This window comes from Deltaproteobacteria bacterium, assembly GCA_003194485.1.
Classification (GTDB): domain Bacteria; phylum Desulfobacterota; class Dissulfuribacteria; order Dissulfuribacterales; family UBA3076; genus UBA3076.
Genome location: PQXD01000024.1, coordinates 1 through 20,845 on the forward strand (window position 1 = coordinate 1; position 20,845 = coordinate 20,845).

General features: G+C 50.5%; 20 protein-coding genes and 1 pseudogene. 18 read left to right on the forward strand and 3 right to left on the reverse strand.

Annotated features, from left to right (window positions below; all coding sequences use genetic code 11):
* Positions 1-185: 185 nt before the first annotated feature.
* The 3 genes from C4B57_10560 to C4B57_10570 form a co-directional block, all read right to left on the reverse strand.
* Positions 186-392 (reverse strand): DUF1049 domain-containing protein, encoded by a 207-nt coding sequence (locus tag C4B57_10560; GenBank protein PXF52822.1) that lies wholly within the window; start codon positions 390-392, stop codon positions 186-188.
* A 246-nt stretch (positions 393-638) separates the two neighbouring features.
* Positions 639-821, reverse strand: a complete 183-nt coding sequence (locus C4B57_10565; GenBank protein ID PXF52823.1) for a hypothetical protein — start codon at positions 819-821, stop codon at positions 639-641.
* Between the two features lie 15 nt (positions 822-836).
* Positions 837-3,590 (reverse strand): HAD family hydrolase, encoded by a 2,754-nt coding sequence (locus C4B57_10570; GenBank protein PXF52824.1) that lies wholly within the window; start codon positions 3,588-3,590, stop codon positions 837-839.
* A 792-nt stretch (positions 3,591-4,382) separates the two neighbouring features.
* Here C4B57_10570 and C4B57_10575 point away from each other — a divergent pair.
* From C4B57_10575 to C4B57_10660, 18 genes and pseudogenes are all read left to right on the forward strand, one after another.
* Positions 4,383-5,489 (forward strand): Fic family protein, encoded by a 1,107-nt coding sequence (locus tag C4B57_10575; GenBank protein PXF52825.1) that lies wholly within the window; start codon positions 4,383-4,385, stop codon positions 5,487-5,489.
* Between the two features lie 102 nt (positions 5,490-5,591).
* Positions 5,592-5,903, forward strand: a complete 312-nt coding sequence (locus tag C4B57_10580; GenBank protein ID PXF52826.1) for a beta-hydroxyacyl-ACP dehydratase — start codon at positions 5,592-5,594, stop codon at positions 5,901-5,903.
* Positions 5,904-6,175: 272 nt separating this feature from the next.
* Complete coding sequence (locus tag C4B57_10585; protein PXF52840.1) at positions 6,176-6,502, forward strand: hypothetical protein; 327 nt, start codon at positions 6,176-6,178, stop codon at positions 6,500-6,502.
* 9 nt (positions 6,503-6,511) lie between these two features.
* Entirely contained in the window at positions 6,512-7,672 is a 1,161-nt protein-coding gene (locus C4B57_10590; GenBank protein PXF52827.1) for a hypothetical protein, read from the forward strand.
* Positions 7,659-7,907, forward strand: coding sequence for a hypothetical protein (locus tag C4B57_10595; GenBank protein PXF52828.1), 249 nt, complete (start codon positions 7,659-7,661; stop codon positions 7,905-7,907). Before C4B57_10590 ends, C4B57_10595 begins: the two co-directional genes overlap by 14 nt.
* Positions 7,897-9,141, forward strand: coding sequence for a beta-ketoacyl synthase (locus C4B57_10600; GenBank protein ID PXF52829.1), 1,245 nt, complete (start codon positions 7,897-7,899; stop codon positions 9,139-9,141). The genes C4B57_10595 and C4B57_10600 overlap by 11 nt, the downstream gene beginning before the upstream one ends.
* Positions 9,141-10,640, forward strand: coding sequence for an NAD(P)/FAD-dependent oxidoreductase (locus C4B57_10605; protein ID PXF52830.1), 1,500 nt, complete (start codon positions 9,141-9,143; stop codon positions 10,638-10,640). The genes C4B57_10600 and C4B57_10605 overlap by 1 nt, the downstream gene beginning before the upstream one ends.
* Entirely contained in the window at positions 10,631-11,863 is a 1,233-nt protein-coding gene (locus tag C4B57_10610; GenBank protein PXF52831.1) for a beta-ketoacyl-[acyl-carrier-protein] synthase family protein, read from the forward strand. The genes C4B57_10605 and C4B57_10610 overlap by 10 nt, the downstream gene beginning before the upstream one ends.
* Positions 11,860-12,126, forward strand: coding sequence for an acyl carrier protein (locus C4B57_10615; protein ID PXF52832.1), 267 nt, complete (start codon positions 11,860-11,862; stop codon positions 12,124-12,126). The genes C4B57_10610 and C4B57_10615 overlap by 4 nt, the downstream gene beginning before the upstream one ends.
* Before the next feature lie 3 nt (positions 12,127-12,129).
* Positions 12,130-12,942 carry a 1-acyl-sn-glycerol-3-phosphate acyltransferase gene (locus C4B57_10620; protein ID PXF52833.1) on the forward strand — a complete coding sequence of 271 codons (813 nt, stop codon included), beginning with the start codon at positions 12,130-12,132 and terminating at the stop codon, positions 12,940-12,942.
* A complete protein-coding gene (locus C4B57_10625) occupies positions 12,935-14,272 on the forward strand; it encodes a CoF synthetase (protein PXF52834.1) in 1,338 nt (445 codons plus the stop codon). Before C4B57_10620 ends, C4B57_10625 begins: the two co-directional genes overlap by 8 nt.
* A pseudogene (locus tag C4B57_10630) lies at positions 14,269-15,312 on the forward strand (radical SAM/SPASM domain-containing protein). The gene C4B57_10625 and the pseudogene C4B57_10630 overlap by 4 nt, the downstream one beginning before the upstream one ends.
* The gene (locus C4B57_10635) at positions 15,245-15,913 is read left to right on the forward strand and encodes an acyloxyacyl hydrolase (GenBank protein PXF52841.1); all 669 of its coding nucleotides are present in this window, start codon (positions 15,245-15,247) and stop codon (positions 15,911-15,913) included. The pseudogene C4B57_10630 and the gene C4B57_10635 overlap by 68 nt, the downstream one beginning before the upstream one ends.
* A 118-nt stretch (positions 15,914-16,031) precedes the next feature.
* Positions 16,032-16,484, forward strand: coding sequence for a hypothetical protein (locus C4B57_10640; protein PXF52835.1), 453 nt, complete (start codon positions 16,032-16,034; stop codon positions 16,482-16,484).
* Positions 16,472-17,755, forward strand: coding sequence for a radical SAM protein (locus C4B57_10645; protein ID PXF52836.1), 1,284 nt, complete (start codon positions 16,472-16,474; stop codon positions 17,753-17,755). Before C4B57_10640 ends, C4B57_10645 begins: the two co-directional genes overlap by 13 nt.
* Complete coding sequence (locus C4B57_10650) at positions 17,745-19,088, forward strand: B12-binding domain-containing radical SAM protein (GenBank protein PXF52837.1); 1,344 nt, start codon at positions 17,745-17,747, stop codon at positions 19,086-19,088. Before C4B57_10645 ends, C4B57_10650 begins: the two co-directional genes overlap by 11 nt.
* A complete protein-coding gene (locus tag C4B57_10655; protein PXF52838.1) occupies positions 19,085-20,266 on the forward strand; it encodes a DUF2062 domain-containing protein in 1,182 nt (393 codons plus the stop codon). Before C4B57_10650 ends, C4B57_10655 begins: the two co-directional genes overlap by 4 nt.
* The coding region (locus C4B57_10660) for a hypothetical protein (GenBank protein ID PXF52839.1) at positions 20,254-20,845 on the forward strand (592 nt) is incomplete at its 3' end. The genes C4B57_10655 and C4B57_10660, both read left to right, overlap by 13 nt.

Sequence of the window (20,845 nt, forward strand, 5' to 3'; positions counted from 1 at the left end):
CTTTTGCCGACAATTAATTAATAATTAAGAGGATGGCCATCCTATATTTATTAGCACTCACCAGCGACGAGTGCTAATATAATTATGCTGCTTTGGAATGCAATACCTTTCTGGAATAAATATTTTAGGTCCATCCGACTAAAGCGCACTTGATCTCATGAAGTCCTAAAAATGATTGTCGTTGATCAGTCCCGGGATTTTTCACTGCCAAAACGGCTTCGGAGCATCCAGCCCGTTATAATTCCCACGGCAAGCACTAAAAAAATCATAATGGAACGTGACATCGACACCTTCCAGAACAGGAACCGGATATCTACCACAGCAACGTTCTGTATGATGAAGATGACCAACAGGCCGACCAGGACAAGATTGAAGATCAGTTTATAATTCATGGGCCATTCCTCCGGTTTTATTCATAGCGGCCTAAGTACTGACCGGGTCTCATGATCTCTCGGGCAGGTTTGTCCTCGAGGCTGATTATGCGGAAAAGGCGGCTGACTCTCCCAAATCCGCTTAGTACAAAACGACTCGGACCATGGGCCGAGCTTGCCCTACAATGAGGGCAAATGAATTATATAAGGACCGTTCAAAGGTTCAGGGTTCAGGGTTCAGGGTTGTTTTTATTCACGTGCCAGTTGTCAGGCCTCAATATCTTCAAACCGTTCAATTTTCATCGTTCTCCAACCTTTGAACCCTGAACCTTTGAACCTTTGAACCCCTGAACCTTTGAACCCCTGAACCTTTGAACCCCTGAACCTTTGAACCCCTGAACCCTGAACCTTTGAACCCTGAACCCATGAACCTTTGAACCCTGAACCCATGAACGGTTACTTATATTATCTGTATCGGATTCGTTTGAAGAATTTAAGTACTTCAAATGCCCCCAAAAAGACAGCCGCTGCACCGAGGACAAACAGCCAGTCAGTTAATGTGATAGGGCCGAAACTCAGAAAATCACTGATGTAAGGCGCGTAGATTGCCAGTGCCACCAATCCGATGGAAATCACAATAGAGAAAAGCAATATCTTGTTTGTAAAAAAGTTTCGATTGAATAGTGAGATATGCTCAGACCTCCTCTGGAGGATATTGAAAAACTGGCAAAACACAATAGTGGAATAACTGAGTGCGGTGGCCTTGAAATAATTGATGGTAGCCACGCTATCAACCGTCAGAGTTATTCCTTCTCGGTTCATAAATAAGAAGAAATTAAGGAAAGCCAATCCTCCTATCAGTGTTCCCAGAAGCGTAATCTCCATACCGGAGAATATGTTGAGTATATGTTCACCGGGTTTCCTGGGGGGCTTGGTCATCACGTCTCTGTCCGGAGGATCGAAGGTGAGAAGGGTGAGTGGCCCGATCTCTCCCAGCAGATCGACTGCCAGCATCTGGCCGGCCAGTATTGGTATGGGATAATTCCACAAGGCGGCTGCCAGCAGGCCCAGTAATACCAATGCCAGCTCTCCCACATTGGTAGTCAGAGAGGCGAACACCGTTTTCTTCAGATTATTGTAGATTGTTCTTCCGCCTCGTACCGCGTAAACCAGCGTGGAAAAGTTGTCATCCAGCAAAACGAGTTTCGACGCCTCTTTCGCTACGTCATTTCCCCTTTGCCCCATGGCAACGCCGATATGTGCCCGCTTGAGGGCAGGCGCATCATTTACTCCGTCTCCGGTAACCGCGACGATTTCACCCTGTTCCTCCAGCACCTTTACGATCTGCAGCTTATCTTCCGGGTCGACGCGGGCAAATATGATGGACTGATTTTCCTGTAATATCTTTTTCAGCTTTTCTTCATCCATCTCTTTGAGTTCTGCTCCTGTAATCACCGGCGTGACCCCACCTGATTCCGACAGGCCGATCTCTCGACCCACTGCCTGTGCGGTTTCCGGATGGTCTCCAGTAAGAATAAACACCCGGATATGCGCCTTCCGGGCGTCTTTGATCGCCTCTTTTACTCCCTCCTTCGGGGGATCTATCATGGCCATCAGGCCCAGAAATATGACGTCCCTTTCCACATCTTCTCTTCTATATTCATCTTTCCTGGAACCCAGCGGTCGATGTGCAATCGCCAGAACCCGCATGCCATTGCGGGAGTACTCCTCGTTTATTGCTTCGATGTTTTTCTTGTCTTCCTCGGTTATAGGGACATTTTCTCCGTCTTTGTAGATGTAAGCACTGATGGAGAGGAGGCTGAGCGTAGAGCCTTTAACAGCAAGCTTTACATCATTCCCGAACTGCCGTACCGAGCTCATTCTCATCAACTCGGAATCGAAAGAGAATTCCCGGAGCTCAGGGTTTTCCTCGTCTTCCTCGGGAGAACGGGTACCAAGTTTCGTTGACACCGCTATCAGGGCCGCTTCAGTAGAATCGCCCACGGAGTACCAGGTGGCGTGTTCCTCGTCCGGTTCATGTATTTCTGCGTTTGACGACATAGTCGCCGCGTCCATTAGTACCTCTATCTCCTCAATGCGCTCCTTGCTTAAGGGGGTTCCATCCTCGTCCATGACTTCACCTTCGGGCTTATACCCGATTCCGGTAATCTCATATTTTTTCCCGTTGAACCATACCGACCGGACCGTCATCTCGTTTTTCGTCAGAGTGCCTGTTTTGTCGGTGCATATTACGGTCGTTGACCCAAGAGTCTCTACGGAGGGCAGGTTCTTCACCACAGCATTTCTGTTGGCCAACTGACTGCTTCCTGTGGAAAGAGCAACCGTTACCTGAGCGGGGAGTGCTTGAGGCACCATAGCCATGGCAACGCCAAGGGCGTATACCAGGCTCATGTACAGGGAAAAATCCTGGACCATCCCTAATACAAAAAGCCCGGCACTGATGATGACTACTGCTACGGACAACTGGTTCGCCAGTCGCCGGAATTCTCTTTGGAGCGGGGTTTTTATCTCGCCTGCTTCTTCTGTCAGACCTGCAATTTTCCCTGTCTCCGTATCCATGCCGGTAGCCACGACCACACCGGCCGCGCTTCCGGTTGCCACTATTGTGCCGGCATATGCCATGTTGTCCCTGTCGGCCAATGAAACCTCTTCGATTATTGCGTCATGCCGCTTTTCCTGAGGTACCGACTCCCCGGTCAGGGCGAAATCGTCGGTCTTAAGACCGTTCACCTCGATGAGCCTGATATCTGCGGGCAGTTTGTCTCCTGCCTCTATGTGCAAAATATCTCCGGGGACCAGGTTTTCCTGCGAAATTTCCATCAACTCGCCATTCCGCACGACCTTCGCCGGAGATCTGATCAGGCCCTTCAACTTATCAATTATTTTGTCCGCCTTATGTTCATGGATAAAGCCGATTATCGCATTGACAAAAACAATGATAAAAATAATCGAACCGTCCCGGTAATTACCAATGAAGTAGGATACCAACCCTCCGAGAATCAGTATCAGAATGAGAAGCTCTCTGAATTGCGATAAAAACAGCAACCATAAAGGGAGTCTTATTTTTGCCCTGAGTTCATTTTCCCCGTATCTTTGCAGGCGCCTTTCCGCTTCAGCGCGAGAGAGCCCTTTGTCACTCGTGTTCAGATCTTCCAACACCTTTTTTACGTCCATCTGGTAGTACTTTTTTTCGGGCATTGCGGTCTCTTCCCTTTCTAATTTCTGATCGTTCGCACGTCTCTGATCAAATCGTCCCTCTCTTCACTCAAAGCCTTGCCTATCTGTCATCCAGAGATCCGACCCATTCGCCGCCGTGAAACGGCCTGCACAATAACTACGAAAAATTCAAGCTGGTCTTGATCATCGCTTATACCATCCGAACCGATATTTGAATATCGAATCATGAAGGATTTTAGAGCTATTCCCTTTGATATTCTGCGACCTTGTATGTTCAAAGTTAAGACCAAATGGCTATCTTTTTTCGTGCGATGACACCGTATTTAGACAAGGCTGATGATTCCTGGCACTTTCGACTTTATTTGAAAGTGGTCTGGAGTCGAAGCGCAGGTGGTTTGGAAGGAATTGGCCCTTTTTGATTTGGTCTGCGGACTATTTTTATAGTAAAGATGCACCTAAAGGATTTGTTGGCGCGGTGTTACAAGAGCCATGGAGGCGCTCTAAACTGACCCCGGAGCTATTTCAAGGGGGACTTTGAAGACTTTTTTAGAGAATCTTGGACTATCTGCCACCACCGGCCAATGAACCGGCCAATATTTATCAAAACAGCTAAAATATTAATTTGCTATAATAGAAAAATAGTGTTAATTAATAACATATTATGGAAAATAACGAACTGGCCAATGAACCGGCCAAAAAGAGCAAAGTTCCTGCTTATTATCTAACACCTCTTCTGCCTGAAAAAGGCAATATAGGCCCCCTGAAGGATATGCGCAGGAAATCATAGCAGCCTCTGCGGGGCTGGAGAGTAAGGTGGCCAGGGAGACCGCCCTTGTGCTCGGCGACGAGCTCCGGCTCATCAACAGCTACTACAGCAATCTTATTGAAGGCCATAAAACAACTATCCCAGACATCAATATGGCCTTAAAAAATAAATTTTCTCAGGATCCGGAGAAAAAATATGCGCAGGAACTGTGTGCCGCCCATGTAGAAACCGAAAAACGGTTAATGGAATTTGTGAATGCGCCGCAAAAGCTCAATATCTGCAGCCAGCAGTTTTTGTCTGAAATTCATGCTGCGTTCTATGCCAACTTACCGAAAGAGCATCTTTTCACACACACCCCCAAAGGATTTTCCAAAACGCCGGTCAATCCTGGCCAAATCCGGGATGTCAATGTCTCCGTGGATGGCCGGTCACTTCATGGGCCGTACCATCAGGATTTGCCGGCATTGCTCAAAACCTTTGCTCAAAGCTATGCCCCGGATCAGTTTCATGGTGACGAACGTTTAATCGCAATGGCGGCAAGTCATCACCGGCTGACCTGGCTGCATCCCTTCCGGGACGGAAACGGTCGGGTTGTCCGCCTTTTTTCAGGGCTGTATCTCGCCAGGATAGGCGTTAACAAAAGCAATCTGTGGTCTTTGTCACGAGGTTTATCAAGAAATAAAAAGCGGTATATGTTTGAGCTGTGGGCTACCGATTCTCCTGATGAACAAAATAACGTTCACTATTTTGATGATGACCTGCTGGCGGATTTCTGCAAGTTTTTCTTTAAAATCTGTCTGGATCAAATACGCTTCATGGAAGGCTTGCTGCGGCTTGACCAAATCGAAAGCCGGATCGACTGGTATGTGGAAACGCGGGCCAAACATGATAAAAAACCCTTGCGGATTGAGGCGGCAAAACTACTCAGGGCCGTGTTTATGCGTGGCGCCATACCAAGAGGCATGGCTGTTGAGATCCTGAACATGAGCGAGCGCAGTGCACGCCGAATCGTCAGCGCGCTGATCGAGAAAGGTCTTTTGCAGTCACAAAGCCACCGTGCGCCCTTAACAATCGGGCTGCCGATTGACGTTCTTCCTTATTACTTTCCGGATCTTTACGACCCTTCGGTAATTGGTGAGGAGTATATTGTCTGATAACGGCTTGAAACTTGAAATTGGAAATTAGAAATTTGGAAGAGATGAAACAAATGCATGAAGGCCAAATTTTCTATTTGAACGTTCCGGGAACGCCAATAAATGAAAAAATCCGATACTGATTCCATAGAACAGGCCTTGATGGAATCTCTATCTGAATACACTGTAGATAGAGATGAAGACATATCAGTGAATGGCACGTTTGTCTTTCAGCCTGATTTCCCCTGCTTCCAGGGCCACTTCCCAGATCAAGCAATACTCCCGGGCATCATACAAATGGCGGCGGTTCGTTCATTGGCCGATAAGGCCCTGAACCAACAGCTTGTGCCTACTGCTGCAAAACGAATCAAATTCCGAGGCCTTATCCAGCCAAAGGAGCGAATATCGATAACCGTGAACTTGAAAAGGCACTGAATGACAAAGTACTTATTGGCTTATATCCCTCAATTCCTCAGTTTGAATTTACTATAATCGCTGTTACTTGTGAGCATACTTGGCAGCTGTTAAATTATGTGCACAGGATAATAGAATTCTGTCAAGCCATCAAAATCAATTATTAACTTCAAAAGGGGTGCATTACGTTTTTGTTGAAATTTTCCAAAATACCCAGGTAGGTCAGATTTTCTATTGACAGACCTATCTGGATTTGCCATAATCTCCTTAAACGGTGAAAGGAGATTATGGACATGGATAAAAAAGAATTTTGTGAATTCTATGAGCAACTTTTAAAGGCTCAACTGGCGGTTGTCAGGCAGTTTGCCGGCAAGGTTGAGAATCGAGGACGAAGGACTCAAAAAGGTAAGTCCCAATTAGGTATTACAGAAAACATACTCAAAGAGGCTGGCCAGCCGCTTCATGTTTCAGAAATTATCAAGAGAGCTAAGGAACATTATGATGCCTCAATTGATAGGGAATCTCTGGTCTCGGCTCTTACCAAGAAAGTCAAAAAGGGAGACCGCTTTATCAGGGTGGCGCCCAATACGTTCGCTCTGCCAGCTGATTCTGAAAAATAAGGATCTTCCGTGCCGGCATCCTGTCTTGGCAGAGTATTTGTACGTTTCTGCCGGGAGCTCTGGCAGCAGGTGCCGGAATGGAAAAACGCTTTGGCCAGAGGCGACTGGCCTGCCATTGAAGCGGGGATTCTGAAGTTGACCCGCCTTATGGCAACAGAAATCATGGCAGGCTGTCTTCTCTGGTATCTTGAGCGGGAGGATACCCGGCATCTTGGGAAAAAACTGGCTGAAAAAAGAGGTATCAAGACCCAGGGAACGCGTAATGTCCATGTGACCCTGGCTACAGGCCGAAGACTGCTGGTTCGTACTACATATGCCCTTCCCCAGAGGAGTGAAAAACGGGATTACAGACGCTGGCCCGGAACCAGAAGGACTGGAGTTAAAGGCTGTTGTCCCGTTCTGGAAAGGCTTGGTTTTGTAAATCAGAAAAGTTTATTCTACTGCAAGGTGATAGCCCAGGCCGCGGTTCTCTGCCCTTCTCTGGAGGTGGCAAACAGGCTGCTCGTAAGCCAGGGCATAGAAACTGAAGGCAACAAGATCCGAACTACCTGTATACAGATAGGTAAAAGCATGCTTGCCCGGCGTTCCCGGCTGCCTGTTTCCGAAAATGAAAAATTCCATGGCGCACGCGTGGTTATTGGCATCGATGGTGGCAGATTACATACTCGCAACCAGAAGAGAGAACGCAGACGTAAGTCCACAGGCCACCATGGTTTTCACAGCCGTTGGCGTGAACCCAAGATGATTGTCATTTACGTCCTCGACAGCAATGGAAATTGCAGCAGGGAACATCTGCCCATTCATGATGCCGCCCTGGGTAATGCTGACGCTGTATTTGTTCTGCTCGAAAAATACATGGCAGAAGCTGGTGTTACGGAAGCCAAAGAGATCATCTTTGTTGGTGACGGCGCCCACTGGATATGGGATCGCATCAAAACCATTGCACACAATCTGGGCATTGATTCGAAAAAAATAATTGAAGTAGTGGATTTCTACCATGCCTGTGAACACATCTCTGCAGCCATAGAGTCTGTTCCCGGTTTATCTGATTGCAAGAGGAAAAGATTGTACAAAGATCTACGCAGTTTTCTGGCTCAGGGTAAAATAGACAGGGTAATCAATGAGATACGTCTAAGGGCTACCTCCGAGTCAGTCCTTGCCAGATGTTGAAAAAGAGCTGGCATATTTTGAAAGGCATAGAGACCGAATAAGGTACAAATACTATCGCAGAAAAAAGATACCAATAGGCAGTGGTGCTGTTGAAAGTGCGATCAGGCGGATGATCAATTTACGCATGAAGGCCCCCGGGACCTTCTGGAAAGAGGATACAGCCGAAATTTTCCTTTACCTTAGATCCCAACTGATATCAGGAAGATGGGACCTGTGCTTCAAAAGTGAAACATAAAAATAGACGAGTAGCCATTACAGGAATTGGTATTATTTCCTGTTTGGGCCTGAACAGAGATGAAGTGCAGATTTCCCTCAGGGAAGGAAGAAGCGGCGTACGTTTTATTCCTGAACGTAAGGCTTTGGGGTTTCAGAGCGCGCTTAGCGGTATTGTTGAGGGTTTTGATCCGAAGAGTGTTCTGGACCGGAAGCAGCGCAAGACACTGCCAGAATACGGCCTTTGGGCCTGGTCTGCAGTGTCCCAGGCCCTGGAGCAGGCCGGTATTCATCCCGACAGCTTGACCGGTGACGAGAAAACAGGAGTGGTATTCGGCAACGATTCCTCTGCTGTTACAGCAGTTGAGCAGGTGGATACGCTTCGATCTGCCGGGGAGACAAAGGCCATAGGCAGCGGACACATATTCCGGCTGCTCGCCAGCACTGTTACCCTCAACCTGAACACCATTTTGGGAATACGTGGGGTATCCTGGACTGTAAGCGGGGCCTGCGCGAGCGGTGTCATGGCAGTAGGCCAGGGGGCGGAAATCATAGCCTCCGGCAGGCAAGATCGCATAATTTGTGGTGGGGTGCAGGAGATTTCCTGGGAATCCATGTGCAGCTTTGATGCCTTGGGGGCCTTTTCGCGCAGGGAAAATGATCCTGAGGCGGCTTCCCGTCCGTTTGATCAAGACCGGGACGGGCTGGTCCCCAGCGGCGGGGCCGCTGCTATCGTTTTAGAGGCATTCGAATTGGCGAAGGCACGGGGTGCTCAGATATTGGGCGAGGTCATGGGTTATGCCAACACATCAGACGGTTACCGTATAGCAGTGCCTAGCGAAGAGGGATTGGAACGGGCGATGCGCTGTGCCCTGATGGATGCCGCCCTTTCTCCTGATGATATTGATCTGGTTTTGTCACATGCCACCTCAACCCTGGCTGGTGACAGGGCGGAGGCAATTGCCCTGCGCAAAATTTTTGATCTGGATGGGGTAAAAAAAGGGCCAATTGTATCCGCAGTAAAGGGCCTGACCGGTCACGAATTCTGGATGGCAGGCGCATCACAAGTTGTATATGGTCTGCTGATGGCATGGGGCGGTTTCATGGCGGGAAATCCCAACCTTGAAGTGCCGGATCCCGCCGCAGAGGTCTTATATCTACCTCAAAAAACCGTTATGATCAGACCACGCTTTATGCTTTGCAATGCATCCGGTTTTGGTGGAACCAATGCCTGCCTGGTTGTAAGGATTGCTTGATGAAGGCTGAAGTCGTTGTTATAGGGAGCGGGATAAGCGGTTTGACAGCCGCGGCCTCACTGGCCAAACGAAATAGACAGGTCATAATAGTTGAACGGAATCAAAAACCGGGAGGGGCGCTAAAGCATTTCGTCAGGAGAGGGATACCTTTTGACGTTGGCTTCCACTACTCAGGATGTCTGGGATCAGGAGAAATATTACGTGTTTTGTGGGAATATTTGGGTGTATGGCCGCACTTACGTGTATATCCTTTCCCATCAGAAGGAAACGACCGTTTAATACTCAGAAATTCTGGAAAATCTGTTCGGGCCTTTTTTTCTTATGAGCGTTTGGAAGACGAATTGCGGCAGGCCTTTCCCAATGAAGCAAAGGGGGTTGCAACCTATCTCAAGGCCCTGAGAGATATATGTGATTCCATTCCTTTCTACAATCCGGATCTTCCCCTTACCCCGTTTCTGCGAGGCCTTCTTCCATCGGCAGAAATCGGATTGGCCCCATTTCTTACATCCCTGATTAAAGATCCCGATCTTCAGGCTGTGTTGGCATCGCCGGCCTTTCTTTACGGTGTTTCTCCCAGAAAAGCCAGTCTTGCAGTGCATGCCATGGTTGCTCACGCCTTTATCTCAGGGGCCTATGCCATAGACGGAGGTGGACAGGCCATAGTGGATGCATTTTTGTCAGTTTTCAGAAAAGCCGGCGTGGAAGTGATTACCGGTCAGGAAGTTGAATCAATATTTGTTACAGATGGAAAAGTGGCCGGGATCAAGACCTCTGAAATGGAGATCCATTGCTCACAGGCAGTTTACACCGGTCATCCCACTGGTTTGTTAAACCTGGTTCCTGAAGGGACTTTTCGGCAGGCTTACCATAGTCGGCTGCAAGGCCTGGAAAACACAACCTCTATGTTTGTAGTATTTGGAGCAGTAGATAATCCGGCTTCCTTGAGGGATCTGACCTGGGTTAATCACTATGCCATTCCAAGCGGGCTTGATATACTTGATGTTAATCTGATATGTCCGGAAGAAGGCGCCTTGCTGATGACAGCACCCGGCCGTAGATATTCAGATCCTGCCTTGTCCGGTGCAAAGCGGGGCATAATATTGATGCGACCGGCATCCTGGGATGAAGTCGCCCCATTTTCTATGGAGGCAGGAAAGGCGCGACCGGCATCCTATAAAAAGTGGAAGACTCAATCCGCCGACAGATTATTAGACCAGGCGAAAAAGCTTTGGGGTTTTAGCGGCATTGAGCCGTTGGCAATAGGGAGTCCCCTTACATTCAGGGACAAGCTGGGCGTCCCTGGGGGCGCGGTGTATGGAGTACAGCATTGCCTGAACCAATATAACCCTGGAGCCAAAACCCGCCTCTCAGGTTTATGGCTCAGCGGACAAGGAACATTAATGACCGGAATAGTAGGGGCCTCTCTTTCAGGACTTGTAACCGCAGGTGAAATTGAAGGCCTGGAGCCCCTGTGGGACGAGGTGAGACAGTGTCGCTGAAGCGGGTAGTTATCACCGGGCGTGGGGCCGTATCGCCGTTTGGATTAGGGGTGGCTGATCTATTGGATGGGGTGTGGAATGGACGATCTGGCATACAACTGATGCCGGATTGGCAGAGCATTCAAGGACTTCAATGCCACATGGCAGGGCCGGTTCCGCCTTTTGAAGCCAAGCCCTTATTGCCCCGCACAATTCGGCGAACTATGGGGCCAATGGCTATTTACGCCACTCTGGCCGCCAAAGAGGCAGTCTCGGATTCCGGACTTGAGCCGGACTTTCTGGCATCAGGAAAGGTGGGGGCGGCAATCGGGTCCACTACCGGGAGCCCCAGAATATACGAGGCATTGTACAGGCAGTTCTTACCCGAAGAGAGTGTTGAACATGTGCGCTCCGGGATGTTTTTTAAGATCATGGGGCATTGCTGCGCAGCCAATGTCTGCCTTGCCCTCGGAATAACCGGCGAACAGTGGGCACCCACAAGCGCCTGCACCTCATCAGCACAGGCCCTGGGTCTTGGTTATATGTTGATTCGCTCCGGCCGGCAAGAGGCAATGCTATGCGGCGGAGCTGATGAGGTCCATCCTACGGTCACAATGGTATTCGACGTGATAAAAGCGGCCTCACGAAGTCATGATTTTCCTTTGATTGCTCCCAGACCATTTGACCTAAACAGGGACGGAGTCGTTTGCGGTGAAGGTGGTGGCATCCTGGTCCTGGAAAGCCTGGATTCTGCTTTAAGGCGTGAGGCAAATATCTATTGTGAGATCCTGGGGTTTGGCCATGTAAATGACAGCAAGAGCATTGCCAATCCGCATGAGGACTCTATGGCCAGGACAATGCGTAATGCCTTGGCCGAGGCCGGATTGAACGGAGATGACATTGATTATGTAAATGCACATGCCACAGGGACCGTGCTTGGAGATATAGCAGAGGCCGTTGCAATCAATAACATATTTGGTAAAGATGTGCCGGTCAGTTCGTACAAAGGGCATTTGGGGCATACCCTTGGTGCTGCTGGGGCACTTGAGACAATAGTGCTCCTTGAGATGTTGAACCGGCAGGAGGTTGTGCCGACCCTTAATCTGGAAAGGCCTGATCCTGCTTGCTCAGTTATCAATCTGGTACATTCTGTGGACAAGCTCCCATTAAATATAGTACTTAAGAACAGCTTCGCACTGGGTGGTGTTAACACCGCTATGGTGCTGCGGAGGTGGACAGAATGATGTCGGATCAAGAGATCCGCCGGCGGGTAGCGCAGATTATGGCTGAGGAGTTCGAACTCGAACCAGAATCGCTTCAGCCGGATGCTACTTTGTATGAGGATCTTGGGTTGGACAGCCTGGATGCAGTAGACATGGTAGTGGCCATGGAAAAGGCCTTTGGGATGAAAATGGCCGATGAAGAGGCGGTGCGGGCTGTAAGGACTCTGGGCGATCTCTTTGACCTTGTCTGTCGTCTTAAGAATCAACAAGTTGACAAGGAGTAAAGAGTGGGCCTTAAAAAGCTGCTGCTCAACCTGTATATCTGGCCTGCCTTTACTGTTTTTACTGTTTTTTGCCTCTGTTTTATACTTCCCTTGCTCTTGATATACAGTATCCTTGCAAACCAGCCAATGGACAGAATAATCAGGAAGAGTATTCGTCTTTATGGCTGGGCATTAGTGCGTGTTGTCCCCTTTATGGCCCCGGTGACCGTAGAAGACTTTTCCTGCGGAATCAGACCCCCGGTCATATTCGTGGCCAATCACAATTCCTCAATAGACCCTTACCTTTTTGGTATGCTGCCGTTTGAAAATGCCTTTGTGACGTCATGGCCTTTTCAAATCCCGGTCTACAAGTGGGTAATGCGACTTGCGCGTTACATCAATTCAAATGATGGCTGGGAAGTAGTCCGGAGCAGGGGAGAGGAACTTCTGGCATCGGGGTGTTCTCTCATATTCTGGCCTGAGGGACACCGCTCCAGAGACGGGAGGCTCGCCCGCTTCAAAAACGGGGCTTTTCGTCTGGCCTGTGGTACGGGAACATCCATAGTACCGGTGTGTATCTTGGGGTCTGCCCACCTGATGCCCCCGGGTAGCAGGTTTCTCACGCCATCCAGGGTGAAGATGGTCATCCTGCCCCCGATAATACCATCCGAGCATGGAGACGATCCGGACTGTATTCGCGCGTTGAGGGATCAAGCCAGGGAGTCCATAGCGACCGAGTTGGCCAGGCGAGGCGTGAATCCCCTCAAAATCACCGGCTATAAGTCGGACATCATGTCCGATCCAATCACATCTTCGGCTATTCACGGCAATGACTAGATGTAGTTTGACGCAGAGCCGCTATTCTTTGAAGACTGCTTTGGAATGGCGGGTCGCAGACCCGGAAAAAATAGAAAATTTACAAGCAGGGCTTTTGCGAGGCCAGGTTCGGCAGGCCAGTCGAGCCCCTTATTACAAGGAACTTCTAAGAACGCTGGGTTGCAGCTTTGAAGACATAATTACCTTGGAAGATCTCAGGTCCTTGCCGTTTACCAGCCGCAGCGAGATGGAAACAGACCCGGCAGCCTTTCAGGCAGTTGAAGCTGCATCAATAGCCGACCTATCGCTGACTTCAGGAACAACAGGAAATCCCATAGTGGTCCCATACACCAGGAGCGACCTTGAGCGGCTTGCCTTTAATGAACTCATGGCCTTTTGGGGTACGGGGGTCCGGCCTGGAGACCGTTATCTTATCTGTGTGACCCTGGACCGGTGTTTTATTGCCGGGCTGGCCTATTTTTCCGGTCTTGTCCAGCTTGGTGCCACTGCCATCCGGAGTGGACCCGGCCAGTCAGCCAGACAGTGGGAACTGATACGTCGGCTCAGGCCTGATGGAATCGTGGGCGTGCCCACGTTCCTGTTAAAGTTGGCGCAGTGGGGAGAGGCACATGGTTATTCTCCCAACAGCTCCGGGGTGCAATCTCTTGTCACAATTGGTGAACCGGTCCGGGGACCGGATCACTCCTTGATTCCTCTTGGTAAGGATTTGGAAGAGGCCTGGGGAGCGCACGTTTATTCTTCGTACGCTGCAACGGAGCTGGAGACCTGCTTTTGCGAGTGTCATGCCTCTTGCGGTGGGCATATCCATCCGGAGCTTGCCCTGGTTGAGATCGTGGATGAAGATGGAAATGTTCTGCCAACAGGCGAAACCGGTGAAGTTGTGGTCACCCCGCTGGGTGTGGAGGGCTTTCCTCTTGTCCGTTTTCGTACCGGAGATGTGGCCCGTCTCCATACAGACCCATGCCCATGCGGTTGGCGTACAACTCGTCTGGGTTCTATAGAAGGAAGACTTGCTCAACGCCTCAAATTTCATGGCACGACTATCTATCCGGAGATGATCTTCCAGGCGCTCAGAGAGTTCAGACATGTGGAGGATGCCTATGTGGAGGTGAGGTCTTCGTATGATCTTTCGGATGAAATAAGGGTGGTTGCAGGCACGGACGCATCAGATATTGATGCAGACATGGTGGCCAAATTCCTTCGGGCTCGCCTCAGGGTCCGTCCTGAGGTAATAGTAAGGCCCAGGCAAGAAGTGCTAAGCACTATGGAAAAGGCAGGCGGACGGAAGCTGAAACGTTTTTTTGACTTTAGGAATAATAATAAACCATGAGCTTTTTTGAAAAACATTGGGGGCTCGAGTTCTCTCAAGAAGAGATTGCCGAGGCCCGTGCCGGAAAGGGACTCCTGTCCCTGGAGCTTGAGCTGTCGAGGGCGTGCAATCTGCGCTGTATATACTGTTATGCGTCATCCGGCTTACCTATGGAAAATGAACTCTCACTTTCTGAAATACTGGACGTAGTGGACCAGGCCGTAGCCCTTGGAGCACGCAAGATAATCATACTGGGCGGCGGCGAACCCTTGCTCTATCCCTATCTGATAGATGTCATAGATTACATACTGTCCAAAGGCGTAAAAGCAGACCTCTTCACTAACGGGACGCTGATAACGCCGTCCAAAGCCAGGGCCCTTTATGACAGGGGTGTTGCCGTTGTCGTTAAGATGAACAGCAGACGTCTTGAGATCCAGGACTTTCTGGCCGGACATGCCGGAACATTTCAGGCTATAGAGCAGGGCATTGAAGCCTTAAGGGCTGTTGGTTACCCGGATAAAGAACACATACTTGGAGTGGAAACCATCATATGCCGCCAGAACTATGAAGAACTTCCTCAATTGTGGCGATGAGCCAGGAAGCAGGGAATCATCCCCTATGTAGAGATCATGACCTGGCAAGGCAGGGCCAAAGAGCATCCTGACCTGGAGGTACCGATTCAAAAAACCAGGACCCTGTTTGAGACCCTTGCAAGGATTGATGCCGAGGAGTTCGGCAACAAGTGGATTCCCCATCCACCATTGGCAGCCTCTCACTGCGCCAGGCATGAGTACTCATGTACTGTGATCGCCAATGGAGACATCCGTCCCTGCCCTGGAGTAAGCCTGTCTGCAGGAAATGTCCGTGAAGATACACTGGAGCATATCTTAAACAAGAGCCCGGTTATCCAGGAACTCAGAAATATACGGAAATTGATAAAGGGGCGTTGCGGTAGATGTGAGCTGAAGTATAGATGCTACGGTTGCAGGGGGAATGCCTATCAGATCACCGGCGATTATCTGGCCGAAGATCCCATGTGTTGGTTTGGACACGATGATTAGTTTTATGAGAAACAGATTCCTGATTCAAAATTTTTCAATCATGATATTTATGTTTGTTGTCTCAATGGGAGTACATGCTGAAGAAGGTATCCCCAGTGTCTCTGATAAGGTGGAAAACCGCTGGTCCTTTCTTGGCGGCTATGGAATTACTCATTGCGGGCTTGGCAAAACAAAGGTGCAGGTTCAATCAGTTGATTTTATACCAAGATACGAACGCTTTCTCACAAAGACGATGGGTAGCTCCTGGTATCAAGGCCGACATTCGCTCATGATAGAGACTCCGCTGACCCTTGTGGTGGATCCGGATGTGGCTCCCATGGTGGGGATAAACTTTCTTGCCGGCTGGACATTTACGGGGCTGAATCGGATTATCCCATATGCCTTTGCAGGTGGTGGTCCCCTCTATACGAGTGCGGATATTCCGGGTCTTGGATCCGAATTAAATGGGAACTACCAGGCAGGAATAGGTATACGGTTCAAGACGAACAAAAATTATCAATTTAACATTGAATACCGTTTCCAGCACATATCGAACGGCGGCACTAAGACACCAAATGATCCATTAAATTCCAGCAGATTCTTGTTAGGCATAACATTTTAGCCAAAAAGAGGTAATAAAACACATGCTTGGCCCATTAACTCAGGCATGTCTTGGCCAGGAACTACCCGGACGAGAAATTCGTGCCATTTTGGGAACTATACCCCGCAGGTGGGGGCGTATGGACCTGCTGAGCCGTATGGCTGTAGTAGCGGTTGGACGTACTCTTCGCGCTTCTGATCTCTTGGATGGACAGACCGATAAGATACACAGTGCCAATATCGTGGGTCTTATTTCCGTGACCAGGTGGGGATCATTAATAACTGACCTTGCCTTTTGTGAAACACTGGGCCAAGGCCCGGATCTGGCAAGCCCCACCGTTTTCAGTTACACCCTGCCAAACATCGCGATTGCTGAAGCCGCTGGCCATTTTAGGCTGACAGGTCCTGTCTATTCGATTTTTGCCGAGCACGACCTTATGAAAAAGGTCGAACAAGAAGCTATTCTCTGGTTATCCAACCATCCGGAAATCTCTGCCATGGTGGCAGGCCGGCTGGATATTCCTCCTTCTTATGCTGAAGAAAAAGCACCTGTTGCAGAATTCCATATTGTGAATGGGAAATGCCGCATTTGACCCTTATCTATCCATATTGGCCCAAACTGCCGGAGCAGACGGAGTTTCATCTGCCCCCGCATGGGCCGGTATGCCTGGCTGCCAGCATACCGGAAGAGTATAATATATGTTTTATAGATGAAAACGTGGATCATCTGGACCTGGAGGCCGGGACAGATCTGGTGCTTTTGTCCATGATGCTGACCTGTCAATTGCCCAGAGGATTTGAGATCGCTGACAGATACCGGCAAAGAGGCGTCCGGGTTATCGCGGGCGGTATTGGCGCCATGCTTCATGCTGAAGAGGTTGCTGAACATGTAGACAGTCTTTTTCTGGGAGAAGTTGAAGATGGACGTCTTGCCAAAGTCCTTGCCGACTGGGAAAAAGGGCGTCTGAAACCAGTCTATGACTATTTCCTCGATCACCCTCCAATTGAGAGTGTAGGTCCGGCCAGACGGGAAATTCTCAACCGGGAGCGTTATACGTATCGGGGTGTACGGATGGTGGATCTGGTCCATGCATCCAGAGGATGCAGGTTTAACTGTTTTCCATGTTCCACAGCATATCTCGGAGGCAGGCAATTCCGCCCTCGCCCCTTTGATACGGTAGTGAAAGAAATAAATGAGATTGACAACAACCGGTTATTTCTGGTGGACAACTCTCTTGCGCAGGATAGGAAATGGGTCCTGGATCTCTTTGCCGCCTTGAAGCCTTTAAAGAAAAAGTGGATCAGCCATCCTATTCTGGACGAGGAGTATGTAATCGCTAAAGCAGCAGAGGCGGGCTGCTGGTATGTATATCAGGCCGTCTTTGACACCTCTGATGTAATTCGCAACCGTGTCCGGCGGCTGAAGGATCACGGCATTGGCGTGGAGGCGGCAGTCCTGCTGGGTACGGATAACCAGGATGAAGACTATATCAAACGTCTGGTGGACTTCCTCCTGGAGATCAATGTGGATATGGCGGAATTCAGCATCCTGACGCCCTTTCCACATACTCCGATCACTGCGCTGTTTGAGCGGGATGGCCGAATCCTCCACCGCGACTGGAAGCGCTATACCACGGCAGAGGTCTGCTTCCGGCCCAAGCACATGAGCCCGGATAAGCTTCAGGAGATGTATCACTATGCATGGCGGGCATTCTTCCAGGATATGCCGCAGTCCCTGCGCATGGCCTGTCTGTTCCAAAAGGTGATCCGAAAAGAGCTGGCAGATGGCACCTATGAATCCTTAAAGCTCTCCCCTGATCGCCGCACATCCGTCCCTGTCAAAGGTGAAGTCCGTGGGCCTTGACTGTCTCCTGGTCGCCGACAACCAGGTGACTACCCCCTACCCGGTCTATCCTTTAGGCATTGCCCATCTTGCAGGGGCTTTAGAGGCCGCGGGCCACCGGCCATACCAGTTCGACCTGCTGGCCCATGGGGGTCTCAAGGCCCTGGCCCGCCGGCTTTCGGCATCACCGCCTGATCTGGTTGCCCTCTCCATTCGCAACCTCGATACAGTTGACAGCACTGCACCGGACAATTTTATTCCCAAGACCCAGGAGACTATGGCCCTGATTCGCCGTCTCTGCCGCGCCCCCGTTGTGCTGGGCGGACCGGCCTTTTCCATCATGCCGGAGGCCATTATGGAGCTTTTTCAGGCAGACTACGGCGTGGTCGGGGAGGGAGAGATAATACTTCCGTGGCTTGCAGATTGTCTGGAAAGGGGTACCCCGCCACATGAGCGCATCTTCAGGGCCAAACCGGCCGATGCACCGTGGCAACCTGTGCGGTATGATTCTTCGATTGCAGACTATTACCTGGGTTGGGGGGGCATACTCAATGTACAGACCAAGCGAGGGTGTCCGCACCGGTGTGCCTATTGTTCCTATCCCGGTCTTGAAGGAAATCGTCTTCGATTTCGAGATCCTGGGTCCGTGGCTGATGACGTTATGCGCATTACCCGAGATATGGGTGCCCGTTATGTCTTTTTTACTGATGCAGTCTTCAATGACGGGCAGGACCATTGTCTTCAGGTGGCGGAGGCACTGATCCGATCCGGAAACACTACTCCCTGGTGCGCCTTTTTCAGACCTCAGAATGTATCAAGAGACGCGCTCAAACTCTTCAAGCGGGCCGGGCTCGTTGCCATGGAGACAGGTACTGATGCCGCAGCCGACCAGACCCTCAGCGCCCTCAACAAGGGCTTTACCTTTGATGATGTCATAGCCACGAACGACCTGGCTGCCTCACTTGGCATCTCCTGTGCCCATTTCATCATATTCGGAGGCCCTGACGAAGATGACGGGACGGTACTGGAGGGATTGGCCAATCTGGAAAGACTGAAGAAATGTGTTGTATTTGCCTTTACAGGCATTCGCATCTTACCAGGTACTCCTATATATGAACGGGTCCTGAGGGAAGGTAGGCTGGACGCAAGCCAATCGCTCCTGGAGCCGTTTTTTTATTTTTCTCCCAAGATTCGACGTGAGAGATTAGAACATCAAATCAAGGCTGCATGGGCCGGACGTATCGATCGAGTCTATCCCTGTTCGATCATGGACAAAAGAATCCGTTACCTGCATGAACGGGGACATGCCGGCCCTATGTGGGACATGTTGATCCGCAGACCATGCACAAAATGAACCATCGTCTTCCTCATACCCTTCTGGTCATTCCTGTTTATAATCACGGCTCAACGCTGCGATCCGTGGTGGAAAGGGCCTTGAATGCAGGCTGGCCGGTGCTCGTGGTTGATGACGGGAGCACAGACAGGGGACCGGACCGGATCGCGGACCTCCCTTGCAGGCTTCACCGTCTCAATCACAATCAGGGAAAAGGCTCGGCCATACTCACTGGGGCCAGGCTCGCCGCACAATGGGGCTACGATGCCATTGTTACCGTGGATGCGGATGGACAACTGGACCCTGAGGACGCGGCACGATTAGTTGAAACCGCAACTGCACAGGACCGGCCGGTTATTGTAGTCGGGACCAGATTGATGACCCGTGATACGGCCCCCAAGAGCAGTCTATTCGGCCGAACATTTTCAAACTTCTGGGTCAGGCTCGAGTGCGGTCTGGACCTGCCGGACACTCAAAGCGGTTTGCGCCTTTATCCGGTGAAATTTTTGCTCCATCTTCCAGTCCGGGGCCGGCGTTATGATTTCGAAGTCGAAGTCCTGGTCCGGGCTGCATGGGCCGGTATCCCTATCCTTTCCACACCTGTCCGGGTGCATTATCCCGGCAAGGGAAAGCGAATATCTCATTTCCGCCAGTGGAAAGATAATCTTCGCCTGACCGTGCTCCATATGCGCCTGATCCTCAGGGCCTTGAATCCCTGGCCACACCGGCGTCTTGCAGGCCGGGCCACCCCGTCAGTTATGGACATGTCTCTTCTCCACCCGGTTCGACTGCTCAAACATCTCTGCCAGGAGCACAGTACACCGGCCCAGCTCGGAATCGCCGCATGGATGGGTCTGTTTCTTGGGGCCCTTCCCCTCATCGCCTGCCATACCATTGTCATAGTCTATGTCACACACAGACTACATCTTAACAAGCCTGCTGCTGTTGCGGCCAGCCAGTTATGCTGCCCGCCTGTGGTCCCTGTGATATGTATTGAGACAGGCTACTTCATGCGTAACGGCCACCTTTTGCTGGAACTGTCATTGGATACTACGGTCTACCAGCTCCATCAAAGATTGCTGGAATGGTTTCTGGGCTCTCTTATCGTCGGGCCGTTGCTCGGCCTTGCAGGAGGCCTTGCTACCTACTTTGTTGTCCGCTGGTTGCGGACCCAGGGAGCTGCGGAGTGCGACACGTAGATCATTGTTTCCGAAAGGCTGTCCTGAAAAGGTTAGAGGCCTTCGGCCACGGCATCTTTTATCTCACCCTGCGAATAGCCGGTCAGCCAGGGGCATATGCCCTACTGGTTCCTGTGGTATTGACTTATGTTTCTGCGAGTCGCCGAATTCACCGGTTGACTTCTCCATATCTCCGGCGACGTTTCCCGAAACACAACCTGATAGAGCGCTGGTGGGATACCTTTAGAATATGCCATTCCTTTGGACAGATCCTGGTGGACAGGGCCTGGCTGGGCCTTAATAGATCTGCCCGGCTACATGGCAGCCTTGATGGATGGGACACTATCTTAGGACTCATAGAGCAAGGTAAAGGCCTGGTGCTTCTCACGGCTCATGTCGGGAATTGGCAGGCTGCCCTGGCCCATCTCAAGGATCTGCCCGTGCCGGTACACGCCTTGATGCATTATGAGGAAGAGGTGAGTAGCCCGGGGGAATCTCACCCCCAGGCCCTCTCAGAACCCGGCGTGAGCCTCTCAGCTCACCGGGCTCCCATCATCCAGCCGTCGGTTTTACACCCATTTGCCAGTGCGGAAATAGCTG

Excerpts from the sequence above, each read along its gene's own strand:
- C4B57_10655 (PXF52838.1), top strand. The coding sequence starts at position 19,085 with ATGAACCATCGTCTTCCTCATACCCTTCTGGTCATTCCTGTTTATAAT.
- C4B57_10640 (PXF52835.1), top strand. The coding sequence starts at position 16,032 with ATGGACCTGCTGAGCCGTATGGCTGTAGTAGCGGTTGGACGTACTCTT.
- C4B57_10565 (PXF52823.1), bottom strand. The coding sequence starts at position 821 with ATGGGTTCAGGGTTCAAAGGTTCATGGGTTCAGGGTTCAAAGGTTCAG.
- C4B57_10645 (PXF52836.1), top strand. The coding sequence starts at position 16,472 with ATGCCGCATTTGACCCTTATCTATCCATATTGGCCCAAACTGCCGGAG.
- C4B57_10625 (PXF52834.1), top strand. The coding sequence starts at position 12,935 with ATGACTAGATGTAGTTTGACGCAGAGCCGCTATTCTTTGAAGACTGCT.
- C4B57_10560 (PXF52822.1), bottom strand. The coding sequence starts at position 392 with ATGAATTATAAACTGATCTTCAATCTTGTCCTGGTCGGCCTGTTGGTC.
- C4B57_10605 (PXF52830.1), top strand. The coding sequence starts at position 9,141 with ATGAAGGCTGAAGTCGTTGTTATAGGGAGCGGGATAAGCGGTTTGACA.
- C4B57_10615 (PXF52832.1), top strand. The coding sequence starts at position 11,860 with ATGATGTCGGATCAAGAGATCCGCCGGCGGGTAGCGCAGATTATGGCT.
- C4B57_10585 (PXF52840.1), top strand. The coding sequence starts at position 6,176 with ATGGATAAAAAAGAATTTTGTGAATTCTATGAGCAACTTTTAAAGGCT.
- C4B57_10635 (PXF52841.1), top strand. The coding sequence starts at position 15,245 with ATGCCTATCAGATCACCGGCGATTATCTGGCCGAAGATCCCATGTGTT.
- C4B57_10580 (PXF52826.1), top strand. The coding sequence starts at position 5,592 with ATGAAAAAATCCGATACTGATTCCATAGAACAGGCCTTGATGGAATCT.
- C4B57_10570 (PXF52824.1), bottom strand. The coding sequence starts at position 3,590 with ATGCCCGAAAAAAAGTACTACCAGATGGACGTAAAAAAGGTGTTGGAA.